Below are 17,349 nucleotides of genomic sequence, written 5' to 3'. Positions count from 1 at the left end.
TACCCAGTGCAAACTCAGTCGCTAGGTATCGCTTTAAAAAAATAGAATAAGGCAATATAAAAATGAGAGACTTAACCAGTAAGTTAGACAAGTTTGCAATCAGCTTTTCAGCTCTGTGTGTGGTGCATTGCTTACTATTACCTCTAATTACGGCACTTTTACCGGCTGTTGGCGCGATGTTCTTCAGTGATGAGTCGTTTCATCGATGGTTGCTTGTGGGAGTTTTACTGACTAGCTTAGGCGGGCTGACTTTAGGGTGCAAAAAGCATAAGCAGTGGCAGCTATTTGGTTACGGCTCTTTCGGTATTGCTGTACTTCTATTTGCTGCTTTTTTTGCACACGATTTAATGCCTGCTGAAGGCGAGAAGTTGTTGACTATTTTTGGCAGCTTAATAGTCGCTTTTAGTCATTATAAAAACTTTAATGCGTGCCAAACTGGTAAGTGTCATTAATACTAGTTTTATTAAATATCTAGCTACTCTAGCGAGCTAAGAATTACATAAAAAACGCCAGCATTAGCTGGCGTTTTCATTTGAGTAGTAAACTTATGCTGCGCTTGAGCTTGTTTCAGTCACGCGCGCTTTGCCTGCTAATAAATCAGCTGGGTCAAAGTCATCTACGTTAATGACGTCAAGACGTTTTGCTTCAACAGCAGCAAGCTTGTCAGCTTCATCTTTAGAGATAATGCCGGCTTCAAGTGCATCTGCAGCTACTTTGTCTAACTGCATGAATGGGATTTTCTGACCTTTTGCGCGGCAAATTTTATCGAACAGTGGCTCAATATCTAAGATATCTTTAAGCGTTTGCTCTTGCTTGCCAATAAGGTTTAGCGGCTCATCTGTTGTGTAGATATGTGCTGCTAATCGGCTACGTGCGTTATTAGGCGTTTGTAGTAAACGCGCTACTTTTTGCTCTAGTTTATCGGTTGGCTTGCGAACAGGGCGACCGAATGGGAATAGCATTAATTTAAGCGCGAAACGCAATGGTGCAAATGGCATATTGTTGATTAGATCTGCCAATGCACGTTGACATAGATATAGGTGTTCTTGACAGCTCCACTGTACAAACGGAAGATCTTCGATTTGACGGCCTTCATCGTTATAGCGCTTAAGCGTCGCAGACACTAGGTATAGATAGCTGAGTAAGTCACCCAAACGTGCAGAAATACGTTCTTTGCGTTTTAGTGAGCCACCAAATACCGCCATGCAGATGTCAGACATAAAGGCTAAAGCCGCACTGAAGCGTGCTGCGTTACGATAGTAATCAGCCGTTTCGTCATTGAAAGGTACTTTCGTAAAACGCGCACCAGTTAATGCAAGCCACTTAGTTCGCACAAGGTTCGAAATAGTGAAACCAATATGGCCCATTAGCGACTTATCAAAGCTGTTAAGCGCTTCGCGTTTGTCTTCCATTGATACCGCATTTAGCTCAGCAAGTACAAATGGGTGACAGCGAATAGCACCTTGACCATAAATGATCATATTACGAGTAAGAATATTTGCACCTTCAACGGTAATCGCAATGGGTGCGCCTTGGTAGCCACGGCCTAAATAGTTATTTGGACCTAAACAAATACCTTTACCACCATGTATGTCCATCGCATGCTTGGTAGAGTCACGCATCTGCTCAGTTAAATGGTATTTAAGAATAGCTGAAACAACAGATGGCTTTTCACCTAAGTCTACAGCTCCTGTCGACATTGTAACTGCAGCGTCAGTGCTGTACGCATAACCACCTAATTTAGCCAATGCTTCTTCGATACCTTCCATCTTACCGATTGGTAATTTGAACTGGCGACGAATACGGCTATATGCACCACTTGCAAGTGCCAACGACTTGATACCACCTGTAGAGTTTGAAGGCAGTGTGATAACTCGTCCCACAGATAAACATTCAACCAGCATGCGCCAGCCCTGACCAGCCATTTTTGCGCCACCAATGATGTAGTCGATAGGCACGAAAATATCTTCACCTTGCGTTGGACCATTTTGGAATGGCACGTTTAGTGGGAAGTGGCGACGACCAATTTTAACACCTGGTGTGTTAGTTGGGATCAGCGCACACGTAATACCAGGTTCTTTGTCATCACCTAATAAACCATCAGGGTCACGTAGTTTAAACGCTAGACCTAATACAGTCGCAACAGGGGCAAGCGTGATGTAACGCTTATTCCAAGTTAAACGAATACCTAGCGTTTCTTCGCCGTTCCATTCGCCTTTACAAACCACACCGAAATCAGGAATTGAAGAGGCGTCAGAACCTGCTTCAGGAGACGTTAATGCGAAACATGGAATTTCATCACCTTTGGCAAGGCGGGGTAGATAATGGTCTTTCTGCTCTTGCGTACCATAGTGCTGTAGTAGCTCACCCGGACCTAACGAGTTTGGTACACCAACGATTGAAGATAGAAGAGTCGATTTACTGGTTAGCTTTTGTAGCACACAAGATTGCGCATAAGCTGAAAATTCAAGACCGCCATATTGCTTCTTGATAATCATCGCGAAGAATTTGTTGTCTTTTAAATATTGCCAAACGTTTTCTGGTAGATCAGTTAATTCATGCGTTGCTTTCCAATCGTCAAGCATGGCACACACTTCTTCAACCGGACCGTCTAAGAAAGCTTGTTCTTCAGGCGTTAAACGTGGCTTAGGATATTGGTGAAGTTTACGCCAGTCTGGGTTGCCACAGAATAGATCTGCTTCCCACCAAGTAGTACCCGCATCGATTGCAGACTTCTCGGTTTCTGACATAGTTGGTGTGACCTTTTTAAATGCTTTGAAAAGCGGGCCACTGATGTACTGTTGACGAATATTGCTTAGTGATAAAGGCAATACGATGGCTAAGAAAATTAGCCAAGATAAAGCACCAAATGCACCCGCAATAGTACCGACTAGCAAGGTTGCCCCAGCTACCGCTACGCAGCTATGCCAGCTAGCTCTGTGATAGCTAGCGACACTGAGTAGCGCGATTAAAATTAATACAAAAATCAGAGTCATATTGTTTTCCTTGTTATGGTGGTCTGACCACTAAGCTTTAGACTAGCTCTAACTGCTAATGATTGCAAGTCATCTGATGAGTTTGAAATTTGCACGATTTAACAGTTTTGTCCAGTTATCTGGCCAATAAAAACTGTCTAATCAAAGTCACTGAGTCGCAATTTATTGATACCGCGGTTACAATGCGCTTTTGCAGTTACCACGGAAAAAATAGATGAAAATTTTGGCAGATCAAAATATGCCTTTAGTTGAGGAGTATTTTGCTGATTTAGGCAGTGTAATGCGATTTGATGGGCGCAATGCCAAGTCTGAACAAATCGAAGACGTTGATATCTTACTGACTCGCTCGGTAACAAAAGTTAACGCAGAGCTATTACAGTATGCTAAAAAACTAAAATTTGTGGGTACTGCAACAATAGGTATCGATCATATTGATACTGAATTACTTAACGACAAAGAAATAGCATTTAGTAGCGCACCTGGCTGTAATGCCATTGCTGTTGCAGAGTATGTGATAAGTGCACTTTATGCCTATGCCCAAGAAACATCAACAAGCTTGCAAGGTAAAACGTTAGGTATTGTCGGTGTGGGCAACATTGGTCAGTGTTTACGTGAAAAACTGCAAGGCAGTGGCATCAATTTGTTGTTGTGTGACCCAATTAAGTTTGAAAATGGTGAACTTGAAGAGCATATTGAGTTAGACGACCTATTAGCGCAATCTGACATAGTGTCATTTCACGTGCCATTAGTTAGAACAGGTAAGCATAAAACCCTGCATTTAATTGATGCAGCGCGTATTGCAAAATTAAAAGAAAATATGTTGGTGATCAATGCATGCCGTGGCGAAGTCATTAACAACCAAGCATTACTTGAAGCTTTGCAAGCTGGAAAGCAGTTAGAACTGGTGTTAGATGTATGGGAAAACGAACCAAATATCTTAACTGACTTATTACCTTTTGTACGTTATAGCAGTGTGCACATCGCAGGACACACCCTTGAAGGCAAAGCTCGTGGTACGCAAATGCTTTATCAAAAGGTATGCGAGTTATTAGGCATCCCAGCAGAGAAACAGTTAAGTGACTTTTTACCAAAACCTGTGATCACAGAAGTCACAGTACAAGATAATTTTACCCAAGGCGATTTAGGTCGACTTGTTCATCTGGTTTACGATCTTAGACGAGATGATGGCATTTTAAGAAAGTCACTGTCAGAGAAGGGTTTTGATCACCTTCGTAAGTCTTATCCAGTAAGACGAGAATTCAGCACAGTGACAGTAAAAAATAATGGTAGTCAGTTTGCGGAACAACTCGCAACACTTGGCTTTACAGTTTCAGAATAGGATGAGGTCAAATGTCTCAGAAATTTAATGTCGCCGTGCTTGGCGCAACAGGCCTTGTTGGTCGTCAAATCATTGAAACATTAGCAGAACGTAAGTTTCCAGTTGATCAGCTTTTCCCGCTTGCAAGCAGCAGAAGTGCGGGTGAAGAAATTGACTTTAACGGCGAAAAAGTGACGGTTTTAGATGTAGAAGAGTTTGACTTTTCGAACGCACATATTGGTTTATTCTCTGCAGGTGGCAGCGTATCTGAAAAATATGCACCCATCGCCGCAGAAGCGGGCTGTGTTGTGATCGACAATACCTCACATTTCAGATACGACTATGACGTTCCTCTGATTGTGCCTGAGGTAAATGCACATAACTTAGCAGACTTTAGAAATCGCAACATTATTGCTAACCCAAACTGTTCTACGATTCAAATGCTAGTGGCGCTTAAGCCAATTTACGATGCTTATGGGATTGACCGAATTAACGTATCTACATACCAAGCGGTTTCTGGTGCTGGTAAAGAAGCGGTCGATGAGCTGGCAAAGCAAACAGCTAACCTAATGAATGCACGTCCGATGGAAAACGACATTTTCCCTAAGCAAATTGCGTTTAACGTGATCCCGCAAATCGATGCTTTCCAAGAAAATGGCTATACCAAAGAAGAAATGAAAATGGTGTGGGAGACGCAAAAGATCTTAGGTGACAGCTCGGTAATGGTGAATCCAACAGCAGTACGTGTGCCAGTGTTCTTTGGTCATGCTGAAGCCATTCATTTAGAAACGCGTATGCCATATGACCTAGAGCAGGTTAAGCAGTTACTTAACGATGCCCCTGGTGTTGAACTCATTGAAGACGAAAACGATTACCCGACGCCAGTGTCAGACGCTAGCGGTAATGATACTGTGTATGTTGGTCGTTTACGCGCTGATATATCTCACCCTCATGGTTTAAACCTATGGGTGGTTTCAGATAACACTCGCAAGGGTGCAGCGACTAACAGCGTGCAAATAGCTGAAGAGTTAATAAATAACTACCTCTAATTCGCAATGGTAAAACCCCGCTTCGGCAGGGTTTTGCCGCTTTTTATAGCTGCCAGTTCAAAAACCAGCCAATATATTGACTATAAACAATATTCTTTGTTCACATCTTCTCATACTTTAGTACGCTCTAGGCACTATTTATCAAAGCTTTGCCATAGATATTCCAATGTAACTGGTTTATAGTTTGCAGTTGGAATAGAGCTTGCAAAAGCCACCATTAGCAATATTTTAATGTTTAGCACGATGTTGGACATGATATCTAAAGGATCAACATGCGCGGTTTAGTGTTTATTTGTTTCTTTGCATTTGCATTGATAACCATACCAGCCTACACACAAGACGGTACCATTTTAAAGGGCCCTAAGAATGCCGATTATGGTCAAATGGGTCGCTCTATTGGCCCAATAAAGCCCTCGGACACTTTGTGGCGAATTGCGCAAAAAATTAGGCCTGATGACGGCTCTGTTACTGTTTATCAGGTAATGAGTGCTCTTTACCGTAAAAACCCCAATGCTTTTTTAGATCAAAACCTAAATCACATGCGCGATGGCGCGTACCTTAAAATACCGACCATTGCAGAAATGCGTCGTGAAAACCCAGCCATAGCAAAGCAGCGCTCCGATCAAGACGATGACTTGTGGGAGCTAAAAAAGAGCGGCATGCTCGACAACCAAACCATTGAAGAAGCACAAAAAAAAGTTACTCAAGCGCGAAAAATCGATGTTGATAATGCACAACAGCAACTCACTTCGCAGCTTAAGTCATTACAAATGGAGCAAGATGCTAAGTTACAAGAGCTACAATCACAATTTAAGAACTCGGTTCGCAGTGTCGAAGAAATACTAGAAGAAAACAACAAGCTAAAAGGCCAGCTAACAAACATTTCTGAAGAGCTGCAAAATGTTCGCAATCAACTTGGGCAAGATTCTGAAATTCAGCAACAGCTTCAGTCTGTCATCGAACTTCAAAACGCCTTGATAGAGCGTCAAAGAGCACAGCAACAAGAAGAACAAAGTGCTGATTTACTTTCAAACCCCGTGATGATTGGGGTGCTTGCAACTTTACCTGCCTTATTAGTCATTGGTGGTTTAGTGATGTTCTTACGTAAACGTAAGAATGCTAATAGCACAGATGATGAAGATGATTTCCTACCCCAGGCAGCAGGTGCCGCCGCAGCCGCGGGAGTCGCAGGTGCAGCTGCGGCTGATCCACTAGATTTAGATGTACCGCCGTTAGATAGTAACGTACCAGTTGAAGATAGCGTGCAGCTAGACGATGACATCTTGCCTGAAGACGACGACATGATGTTTGATTCTTTGGAAGATGATAGCTTTGAAGCAGGTAATGACACGCTTGATCAAGACGAGCTAGATAGCTTGTTAGGGGACGATGTAGCTTTCGATGATGGCTCTGAAGGTGATGATTTAGACGACTTCTTACAGCAAAACTTCGATGCAGACGACTCGCTCGATGATATGGTTGACTTAGATGGCGGTAGTTCAAGCAGCGACGATATTTTAAGTTCTGATGACCTTGATGATCTATTTAATGAAACCGACGACTCATCTGATGATGAATTAGACGTGAGTGATGATGCTTTGGCAGCGTTAAGTGAAGAACTAGCCACTGAACAGCAAGAAGATGTCGATATAGATTCAATTTTAGATGAGGCTGCGACAGAAGAGCCAGAAAATACTGAAGATAACTTTGATCTAGATGATATTGACAGCTTAATTGATGAGGTTGCAGACCAGCCCCCAAAGGATGAAAGTTCTGAAGGAGCAGATGAAGACTTTGATCTGCATGATATCGACAATTTACTAGATGAAGTTGCGCAAACTGATGAGCCTGCTGTTGAGATCAACGATGAAGAAGATTTTGATATTGATAATATCGATGATCTTTTAGACGAAGTCGGTGGTGCAGTAGAAGAAAGTTCAGATTCAGAACATGGTGATTCACAATTAGTAGATGCCGATGATGTTGACAGTTTGCTTGATGATGTTACTTCAGATGATCTTGATATCGATGACATAGACGCGCTACTAGATGAAACTCAAGGTGAAGATGAACCTGATATAGCGCAAACTGAAGAAGCTGATGTTGATTTAGATGACATTGATTCTTTAATAGATGAGTCAAATCAAAATAAGTTATCGAGTAATGAAGATCCGCTAGAAGCAGATGACTTGGATCTAGACATTTATGACCTAGTCGATGATCCAGACTTTGAAGAAGCCCAAGAAGTAAGTGTACTAGAGGCGACTGAAGAAGTTGAAAGCGTAGAAGACGACATCGAACTCGATGATCTAGATGACCTCCTTGAAGATGTTCAAGATACATCTACACCTGAAACAACAGAGGAAGTTGTAACTTCAGAAGATGACATCGCGCTTGATGATTTAGGTGACCTCCTCGAAGATGATTTATTAACAGAACCGGCATCAACAGATGAAAGCGAGCTTGATGCAGCGCTAGACGAATTAATCGACGAGCCTGACTTTGAAGAAGAATTAAGTGAAGAAACCGTTGATGAAGTTCCAGAGACAGCATCACCTGAAACAACAGAGGAAGTTGAAAGCGCAGAAGACGACATCGCACTCGATGATTTAGATGACCTCCTTGAAGATGATGTATTAACAGAACCAGCATCAACAGATGAAAGCGAGCTTGATGCAGCGCTAGACGAATTAATCGACGAGCCTGACTTTGAAGAAGGATTAATTGAAGAAACCGTTGATGAAGTTCCAGAGACAGCATCACCTGAAACAACAGAGGAAGTTGAAAGCGCAGAAGACGACATCGCACTCGATGATTTAGATGACCTCCTTGAAGATGATGTATTAACAGAATCGGCACCAACAGATGAAAGCGAGCTTGATGCTGTCATTGATGACTTAGTCGACGAGCCAGACTTTGAAGAAGAGTTAAGTGAAGAAATCTTTGAAGAAACCCAAGAAGTAAGTGAGCTAGAACCGACTGAAGAAGTTGAAAGCGCAGAAGACGACATCGCACTCGATGATTTAGATGACCTCCTTGAAGATGATGTATTAACAGAACTTGCACCAACAGATGAAAGCGAGCTTGATGCTGTCATTGATGACTTAGTCGACGAGCCAGACTTTGAAGAAGAGTTAAGTGAAGAAATCTTTGAAGAAACCCAAGAAGTAAGTGAGCTAGAACCGACTGAAGAAGTTGAAAGCGCAGAAGACGACATCGCACTCGATGATTTAGATGACCTCCTTGAAGATGATGTATTAACAGAACTTGCACCAACAGATGAAAGCGAGCTTGATGCTGTCATTGATGACTTAGTCGACGAGCCAGACTTTGAAGAAGAATTAAGTGAAGAAACCCAAGAAGTAAGTGAACTAGAACCGACTGAAGAAGTTGAAAGCGTAGAAGATGACATCGCAATCGATGAGTTGGATGGCCTTCTTGAAGATGATTTGTTAACAGAACCTGCATCAACAGATGAAAACGAGTTTGATGCAGTGCTAGACGAATTAATCGACGAGCCAGACTTTGAAGAAGAGTTAAGTGAAGAAAACCAAATCGAAGAATCTGCAACTTCTGAAAATGAAATATTAGAGCCTAAATCTATTGAGCAGAGTATTGTTGATGAGCTAAATGCGATGAATCAACATACTTCAACTGATGTTGATGAAGACATACCGACGGAACCAGAAGCTCAAACACCACAAGCTCCTTTGAAAAGCGTTGATGAAATGCTGGAGGAGCTAGAGTCTGAAGCTGAGTGGCAAAATAATGCTGAGTATGACGGAGAAGTGGAGCTTGGTGATGATCCGCTGTCAGATGATATTGATTTATCATCTGAAGAAGAGTTGCCAGAAATTGATACGGTTACACCAAGTGCTGAATTAGAAAGTTATCCAGAATTAGATTTAGATGAAGAACTGGATGAGGATGTTCTAAATATCAGTGAAACTGAGCAGGAATTATCGCAAGCATTAGAAGCAGGTGTAACATCAAATAGCACACTTGACGATGATTTACTCACAGATGATGAACTTTCTTTTGATGATTTGTTAGAAGATGATAATGAGCAAGAAGTTGAAGACTTTCCTGAGTTTGACGAAGATGATGCGCTAGAAGCTGCAACAGAAGAACAAGCTCAAGAAATTCAAGATACACCAGCTCAAGAAGAAGCAATTCAGGAAGAAGTTGAGTTGCCTTCTGAGGATGAGTTACCTGCTGACAGCATCGAAGATGTGCTTGAAAATGAAGACTTCCCGGAGTTTGACGAAGACGCCGCGCTAGAAGCTGCAACAGAAGAGCAAGCTCTAGAAATTCAAGATACACCAGCTCAAGAAGAAGCACATCAGAAAGAAGTTGAGTTGCCTTCTGAGAATGAGTTACTAGTTGACAGCATCGAAGATGAGCTGGAAATCGAAGACCTTCCAGAGTTTGACGAAGATGCCGCACTAGAGGCTGCAACAGAAGAACAAGCTATAGAAATTCAAGACACATCAGCTCAAGAAGAAGCGCTTCAGGAAGAAGTTGAGTTACCTTTTGAGGATGAGTTACATGCAGACAGCATCGACGATGAGTTGGAAATTGAAGACTTCCCGGAGTTTGACGAAGAGGATGCGCTAGAAGCTGCAACGGAAGAACAGGCTTTAGAAATTCAAGATACACCACCTGAAGAGGAAACTATTCAGGAAGAAAGTGCACCATCAATCGAAGATGAGCTTCAAATCGAAGATTTCCCAGAGTTTGACGAAGATGCCGCGCTAGAGGCTGCAACGGAAGAGCAAGCACTTGAAATTCATGATACACCAGCTCAAGAAGAGGTACTTAAGGAAGAAGTTGAGTTGCCTTCTGGGAATAAGTTACCTGCTGACAGCATCGAAGATGAGCTTGAAATCGAAGATTTTCCGGAGTTTGACGAAGACGCCGCGCTAGAAGCTGCAACCGAAGAACAAGCTTTAGAAATTCAAGATACACCAGCTCAAGAAGAGGCACTTCAAGAAGTAGTTGAGTCGCCTTCTGAAGATGAGTTGGAAATTGAAGGCTACCCTGAATTTGATGAAGATGCTGCAGTAGAAGCCGCAACTGAAGAACAAGCTCTAGAGATTCAAGATACACTAGCCCAACAAGAAGCCGTTCAAGCGGAAGGTTCTGAGCTATCTAGTGACAATTCGTTAATTGCTGATGGCACCGATGAAGAGCTTGAAGGTGATATTCAAACGGAGCAAGCTTTAACGGATCTTGAAGCAATATCACCAGAGGCGTTTTTAAACGAACTTGATGATCTTGCTAACAACGAGGAAGTTGAACAACCTGTTGAACTAGCTATTGATGAATCGGCGATTGAAGATCAGTTTATGTCAGAGATTTCTGATACTGACTTTGATGCATTGCTGAATGATTTAGCTGAACCAGAACCAATTGATACGTCATCATTAGATGACGTTGAGCTCAATTTCGATGCGCTCTTAAGTGAAGAGTTAAATAAAGATCTTGGCACATTAGATGTTGCAATTGAAAGCGATGATGAGGCTTCTCAGCAAGACGTTGAAGAATATCTAGAAATTGACGACTTACTCGCAGAGAGTGACGACTTTGAAACAGAAGAAGAGCCTTATCAAGAAGCGAATATGGATGTTGGTTTAGGTGATTTTGATGATTTGCTTGCAGGCGAGAATGCCCCTGATGTTGATTTAGAAGCCGACGGTTTTTCTGCAAAACTAGATTTAGCCAGAGCATATATAGAAATTGATGACAGTGAGAGTGCACTCGCCATTATCGAAGAAGTTATAAATGCAGGTCCTGAATCAGTCCAAGCTGAAGCAAGTTCACTAAGAGAAAAAATACAGTCTTAATGTATATGCTTAGTTTTGGTCATTTAAACAACCAGTAATAGAGGAGGCGTTAGCCTCCTTTATTTTTTCTAGCGCTCAGTTCTCTCTTTAATTCAAAGTCGCGATGGCTTAGAATGCTGCGCTAGTCTAGACAGAGGTAATAAATTCATGCGTGTAGCACTTGGTATCGAATATAACGGCGCTCAATACAGTGGTTGGCAAAGACAGTCTCATGTAAACAGTATTCAACAAGAGTTAGAAACTGTTCTGTCTCGCATTTGTAACCATGAAGTCGAAGTGGTGTGTGCAGGTCGAACAGATGCAGGTGTTCATGCTACTGGTCAGGTGGTGCATTTTGATACTCACTCAGAGCGAGATATGAGCGCATTTACCTTAGGTGCTAACTCGCAACTGCCTGACGATATTGCGATCCAGTTTGCGCAAGTGGTCGATGATGAATTTCATGCTCGTTTCAGCGCGACAGCACGCCGTTACCGTTACGTGATTTACAATAATCCTTATCGACCAGGTATTTTAAGAAGCGGTGTGACGCATTACCATCATCCGCTTGATGAAAAACTGATGCAAGCGGCTTGTCCTGTTATGTTAGGTGAACAAGACTTTACTTCATTTCGTGCTGTGCATTGCCAGTCAAACACGCCATTTCGAAAAATGCTGCACTTAAGTGTCGAGCGAGTAGGTAACTTTGTCATCATTGACGTGAAAGCCAATGCATTTTTACATCATATGGTGAGAAACATCACAGGCACTCTGCTAGATATTGGTACGGGTAAATATCCACCTGAATGGATGGCAGAATTATTGGCACTCAAAGATAGAACTCAAGCAAGTGCCACAGCAAAGCCAAATGGATTATATTTAGTCGATGTTGATTACCCAGAGCAATGGCAAATACCGTCGACACCACTTGGTCCTTTATTCTTACCAGATACTGAGATTGAGTAATTTTAAAGCGAAAGCTTGGGTTAGTTAATGAATTATGGCGGCTTATTTAAGACTTATACGACCAGTTTTTTATACCTTTGTCTAATAAATCATGGTTTAATGAGTTCAGTTTGTCTGAATGAATACAGACGCCACAACACAGAATTAGCATAAGAGAATTGCAAATGAGTTGGTTAGAAAAAATCTTACCTAGAACCACCAAATCATCAGGTAATAACAAAAAAGAAGTCCCAGAAGGTGTTTGGGCAAAATGTTCATCATGTGATGCAATTTTGTATAAAGCAGAATTAGAAAAGTCACACAACGTATGTCCTAAGTGTGACCACCACATGCGTATTAGCGCACGTCAGCGCCTTGAAATGTTTTTAGACGATGCTGATCGTAAAGAGATTGGCATCGAGCACGAGCCACAAGATGTGCTTAAATTTAAAGACTCTAAAAAATATTCAGACAGAATTACAGCAGCGCAAAAAGTAAGTGGCGAAAAAGATGCACTTGTTGCGATGACGGGTCGTCTTAAAGGTATGCCGGTTGCTGCTGTTGCTTTTGAATTCTCATTCATGGGTGGTTCAATGGCATCAGTGGTAGGTGCGCGTTTTGTTGATGCTGTAAACGAATGTTTAGAGCACAACATGCCATTAGTATGTTTCTCTGCATCAGGCGGTGCGCGTATGCAAGAAGCACTTATGTCATTGATGCAAATGGCTAAAACAAGTGCAGCATTGGCTAAAATGAGTGAAAAAGGCTTACCATTTATCTCAGTAATGACCGATCCTACAATGGGTGGTGTATCAGCTTCACTGGCAATGCTTGGTGATATCAATGTTGCCGAGCCAAAAGCACTTATTGGTTTCGCAGGTCCGCGTGTTATCGAACAGACTGTTCGTGAAACATTACCTGAAGGTTTCCAACGTTCAGAATTCTTGCTTGAACACGGTGCAATCGACATGATTGTTGACCGTCGTGAAATGCGTGACACTCTAGCACGTAACTTAGCGAAGTTTATGGACTTGCCATCTACTGAACAAGAGCATAGAGTAGCGTAAATTTTTTAATTTAAGCTGTTTTTATGTCACAAAATATACCTTGCCAATCATCAAGCCTTGATGATTGGCTTTGTTATTTAGAGCGTGTGCATCCTGCCAATATCGAAATGGGCTTGGAGCGCATCAAACAAGTTGCCGATTCGGTTAATCTTCTCAATTCTTCTTCAAAAATCATCATGATTGCCGGTACTAACGGTAAAGGTACCACAGCACGTTGCTTAGAAAGCTTGTTACTCGCTCAGGGTTACTCTGTGGGCACGTATGCTTCACCACATTTAATTCGTTACAACGAGCGAGTTCGTGTTAATGGTAAAGAATTAGACGATCAATATCATATTGATGCTTTTGACTTGTTAGAAAAGGGCAGGGGCGAAACGCCACTAACTTATTTTGAATTTGGTACGTTAGGCGCTCTGGCGATTTTTAAACGCTGTGAAGTCGATTATGTCTTACTTGAAGTAGGTTTGGGCGGTCGATTTGATGCCACAAACATTGTTGAGCCGATTGCAAGCGTTATTACAACTATCGACCTTGACCATAAAGAGTACTTAGGCGATACCCGTGAATTAGTTGGCTATGATAAAGCGGGTATTTTCCGTGCTGATAAACCGGCGATAGTGGGAGACTTAAATATTCCACATACGGTCACTGAGTATGGTGATGAGATTTCAGCTGAGCTGATACTTTCTAAGCGAGACTTTTTCTTTGAACCAAAACAGTCATCGTTTGTTTGGCGTTATAAATCGAACGAGTTTGAGTTTGAAAAGCCAAGTATTCCAGCACAAAATGTCGCCACAGCTTTGACATTACTGGCACGTTTAGAGTTGCTTCCTGAGTTATCAGTAATTGAAAAATGTTTAGCTGATTTAAAAGTCGAAGGCCGCTTTCAAAAACTAAGTGACTCACCAAAAGTATTTACTGATGTTGCACATAACCCTGAATCAGCACGCTACCTAAAGCAAAAATTAGTAGAGTTGAAGCAGCAAGGGTTTAAAATCCATGCATTAATCGCTATGCTTGCTGATAAAGATAAAGCCAGTGTAATCAATGAAGTGTCTGAACTAATTGATTTTTGGTCATTAGCGTCTTTAGATGGCCCACGTGCAGAACAAGCGTCGAACTTGTTACCTTTGCTACCGCAAGAGCAACAGCAAAGCGCAAAAATGTTCGATTCGGTCCATATAGCACTCGATAGTCAGTTATCGCGACTTGATGACCAGACTGCAATGATTGTATTTGGCTCCTTCTTTACTGTTGCAGAAGCAATTCAGTATTGGCAAAAATAGAGAGATAAGCTGTGAACTCAGGATTTTTAAACCGTTTAGTGGGTACTAGTATTGTGGTGGTCGCTGCCATCATTTTTATACCGAATATTCTTGATGGTGAAAAGGTTCACTTCAAAGATGGTTTTAAAACTATTCCTGAACGTCCTGAGTTCACTACAATTGAAATTCAGCAAGAGATTGACGCAAAAGCTGAGCTTGCTCCTGAGATTAAACCCGAATCCTTGCTTGATGAAATTGCACTTGACGCTGAGCCAGTATCTACAGAAAAAGCTGACAGCTCAGAAATAAAAGACGTTGTTAACACAGCGGCAAACGATTCAAGCTCACAACCAATACAAGTTGTTGAAGAGGCAAAACCAGAGGTTGAAGTTGTAAAACCGCAACAGCAAGTGGTAGAGGCTGAAATAGCGCCTTTGCAACGTTCAGAAACATCTAACTTAACCAGCATGGCGTACGTCATACAGCTGGGCAGTTTTTCTCATAAAGCCAATGTTCAAGCATTGATGAAAAAACTAAAAAATGCTGGTTTTACTGCATTTACACGACCTATTAAAACGCGCAATGGGGAATTAACTAAAGTATTCGTTGGCCCTCAGTTAGATAAGACCGATTTAGAACAAAAATTGCCAGAGTTAGAAAAGCTTACAAAACTAAAAGGCCGACTAACCCAATTCGATATAACAAAATGATCTGGTAATTGACCCTTGGCTCTTATAGAATGCGCCCCAAATTAACGACTTGTTGGTTATTATGAACTGGGTTGATTACGCGATTCTCGGTATAGTTGGTCTTTCCACCTTATTCGGACTAATGCGAGGCTTTGTAAAAGAAGCAATGTCATTGGTTGTCTGGATCAGCGCATTCTTCATTTCTAGTTTATTCTATCAATATCTAGCAACCTTCCTTACATCCATTTCAGAACCCCTTTTAAGAAATGCGGCCGCAATTGCCATATTATTTTTTGCGACCATACTGTTGGGTGGGCTTGTTAATTATATTCTGTCAGAACTTGTACAACGTACAGGTCTGTCAGGCACCGACCGTATCATAGGTATTGTGTTTGGTGCACTTCGAGGTGTATTAGTCGTGAGCGCCTTACTGTTTTTTCTGGATGCGTTTACCGGTGCACCCGATGCACCTTGGTGGACAGCATCAACTTTGATCCCTGAATTTAGTTTTGTTATTGAGTGGTTTTTCTCTTACTTAGAAGACAACTCTAGCTTTTTAAATTCAGTGAACCGTTAATCGGAAACCGTTAATCGGCGAGGAAAAATTTAATGTGTGGTATCGTTGGTATAGTCGCAACATCTCCTGTTAATCAGGCTTTGTATGACGGCTTAACTGTTTTGCAACACCGTGGGCAAGATGCAGCAGGCATCATCACTATCGATAACAATACGTTTAGCTTAAGAAAAGCAAACGGTCTTGTTAAAGATGTGTTTCATACCCGCCATATGAAGCGCCTTCAAGGCAATATTGGTATCGGCCATGTGCGTTACCCAACTGCAGGCTCTTCAAGTTCTGCAGAAGCACAGCCATTTTATGTAAACTCTCCATTTGGTATTGCCTTAGCGCACAATGGTAACCTAACAAACGCAGAAGCGCTTAAAGAGTTATTATTTAGCCAAGCTCGCCGTCATGTAAACACCACTTCAGATTCTGAAATTCTTTTAAACATCTTAGCGCATCAACTTTGCAAATCAGGTAAGTTAAAGCTTGAAGCTGAAGATATGTTCAGTGCAATTTCAAATGTGAATGAGCTAGTTGTTGGTGGTTACGCAAGTATTGCGATGATCATTGGCCACGGTATCGTGGCTTTCCGTGATCCGAAAGGTATTCGTCCACTTGTATATGGTAAGCGTGAAACTGAAAGCGGTACTGAATACATGTTTGCTTCAGAAAGCGTTGCACTTAAAGCGGACGGCTTTGAATTTGTGCGCGACGTAGCGCCTGGTGAAGCAATTTACGTAACTGAAGATGGTCAACTATTCTCACAAATGTGTGCTGTTAATACACAACATGCACCGTGTATTTTTGAGTTTGTATACTTCGCACGTCCTGACTCTGTAATCGATAACATGTCAGTTTACGCGACACGTGTGAATATGGGTACAAAGCTAGGTGAGAAGATTGCACGCGAATGGGCTGATAAAGATATCGATGTGGTTATTCCAATCCCTGAAACGTCATGTGATGTTGCGCTAGAAATTGCAACGGTTTTAGACAAGCCATACCGTCAAGGCTTCGTTAAAAACCGCTATATCGGTCGAACATTTATTATGCCGGGTCAAGAAATGCGTAAGAAATCTGTACGTCGTAAATTAAATGCGATCGACAGAGAATTCGAAGGTAAAAACGTGTTACTTGTAGATGACTCAATTGTACGTGGTACAACGTCAGCTCAGATCGTTGAGATGGCACGTGAAGCAGGTGCGAAAAACGTATACTTTGCTTCAGCTGCACCAGAAGTTCGTTTCCCGAACGTATATGGTATCGATATGCCATCAGCTGCAGAGCTAATTGCACACGGTCGTGAAGTAGATGATATCAACCAGAGCATTGGCTCAGACGGCTTAATCTATCAATCTATTGAAGATCTTATTGCTGCAGTTCGTCAAGAAAACCCTGAAGTAACAGAGTTCGAAACATCAGTATTTGATGGTCAGTACATCACAGGTGATATCGATCAAGAATACCTAAATCGTATTGATGCGTTACGTAATGACTCTGCAAAATCAACACGTGAGCAGGCAATGTCAGCTTCACTTGAGTTACATAACCAAGAAGAGTCAGAAGGCGAATAAATTTTAATTATTCACTTCTATAAGACATATAAAAAGGAGCGATTATTCGCTCCTTTTAA

General features: G+C 41.8%; 11 protein-coding genes. 10 read left to right on the top strand and 1 reads right to left on the bottom strand.

Annotated features, from left to right (window positions below; translation table 11 throughout):
- Window positions 1–62 precede the first annotated feature (62 nt).
- The gene (locus tag ACXAC4_RS10635; protein WP_475161295.1) at window positions 63–452 is read left to right on the top strand and encodes a MerC domain-containing protein; all 390 of its coding nucleotides are present in this window, start codon (window positions 63–65) and stop codon (window positions 450–452) included.
- A gap of 93 nt (window positions 453–545) precedes the next feature.
- Here ACXAC4_RS10635 and fadE read toward each other — a convergent pair whose 3' ends face one another.
- Complete coding sequence (fadE, locus tag ACXAC4_RS10630) at window positions 546–2,996, bottom strand: acyl-CoA dehydrogenase FadE (protein WP_475161293.1); 2,451 nt, start codon at window positions 2,994–2,996, stop codon at window positions 546–548.
- 214 nt (window positions 2,997–3,210) lie between these two features.
- Here fadE and ACXAC4_RS10625 point away from each other — a divergent pair, with 214 nt between their 5' ends.
- The 9 genes from ACXAC4_RS10625 (at window position 3,211) to purF (ending at window position 17,290) form a co-directional block, all read left to right on the top strand.
- Complete coding sequence (locus ACXAC4_RS10625; RefSeq protein WP_475161291.1) at window positions 3,211–4,335, top strand: 4-phosphoerythronate dehydrogenase; 1,125 nt, start codon at window positions 3,211–3,213, stop codon at window positions 4,333–4,335.
- A gap of 11 nt (window positions 4,336–4,346) precedes the next feature.
- Window positions 4,347–5,363 (top strand): aspartate-semialdehyde dehydrogenase, encoded by a 1,017-nt coding sequence (locus ACXAC4_RS10620; RefSeq protein ID WP_138480928.1) that lies wholly within the window; start codon window positions 4,347–4,349, stop codon window positions 5,361–5,363.
- Window positions 5,364–5,635: 272 nt separating this feature from the next.
- Window positions 5,636–11,209 (top strand): FimV/HubP family polar landmark protein, encoded by a 5,574-nt coding sequence (locus tag ACXAC4_RS10615; protein ID WP_475161287.1) that lies wholly within the window; start codon window positions 5,636–5,638, stop codon window positions 11,207–11,209.
- 147 nt (window positions 11,210–11,356) lie between these two features.
- A complete protein-coding gene (truA, locus tag ACXAC4_RS10610) occupies window positions 11,357–12,154 on the top strand; it encodes a tRNA pseudouridine(38-40) synthase TruA (RefSeq protein WP_138480924.1) in 798 nt (265 codons plus the stop codon).
- Window positions 12,155–12,318: 164 nt separating this feature from the next.
- A complete protein-coding gene (gene accD, locus ACXAC4_RS10605) occupies window positions 12,319–13,200 on the top strand; it encodes an acetyl-CoA carboxylase, carboxyltransferase subunit beta (RefSeq protein ID WP_138480922.1) in 882 nt (293 codons plus the stop codon).
- A gap of 23 nt (window positions 13,201–13,223) precedes the next feature.
- On the top strand, window positions 13,224–14,486 hold the full coding sequence (folC, locus tag ACXAC4_RS10600) for a bifunctional tetrahydrofolate synthase/dihydrofolate synthase (protein ID WP_475161279.1): 1,263 nt from the start codon (window positions 13,224–13,226) through the stop codon (window positions 14,484–14,486).
- 11 nt (window positions 14,487–14,497) lie between these two features.
- A complete protein-coding gene (locus tag ACXAC4_RS10595) occupies window positions 14,498–15,175 on the top strand; it encodes an SPOR domain-containing protein (RefSeq protein WP_475161276.1) in 678 nt (225 codons plus the stop codon).
- A 61-nt stretch (window positions 15,176–15,236) separates the two neighbouring features.
- Window positions 15,237–15,731 carry a CvpA family protein gene (locus ACXAC4_RS10590; RefSeq protein ID WP_058030237.1) on the top strand — a complete coding sequence of 165 codons (495 nt, stop codon included), beginning with the start codon at window positions 15,237–15,239 and terminating at the stop codon, window positions 15,729–15,731.
- Window positions 15,732–15,763: 32 nt separating this feature from the next.
- Window positions 15,764–17,290 carry an amidophosphoribosyltransferase gene (gene purF, locus ACXAC4_RS10585; protein WP_058030235.1) on the top strand — a complete coding sequence of 509 codons (1,527 nt, stop codon included), beginning with the start codon at window positions 15,764–15,766 and terminating at the stop codon, window positions 17,288–17,290.
- Window positions 17,291–17,349 lie beyond the last annotated feature (59 nt).

Source organism: Pseudoalteromonas sp. AWM4_233, assembly GCF_056158285.1.
Note: the sequence above shows the minus strand (reverse complement) of the source record. Positions and strands in the feature narration are given on the sequence as shown.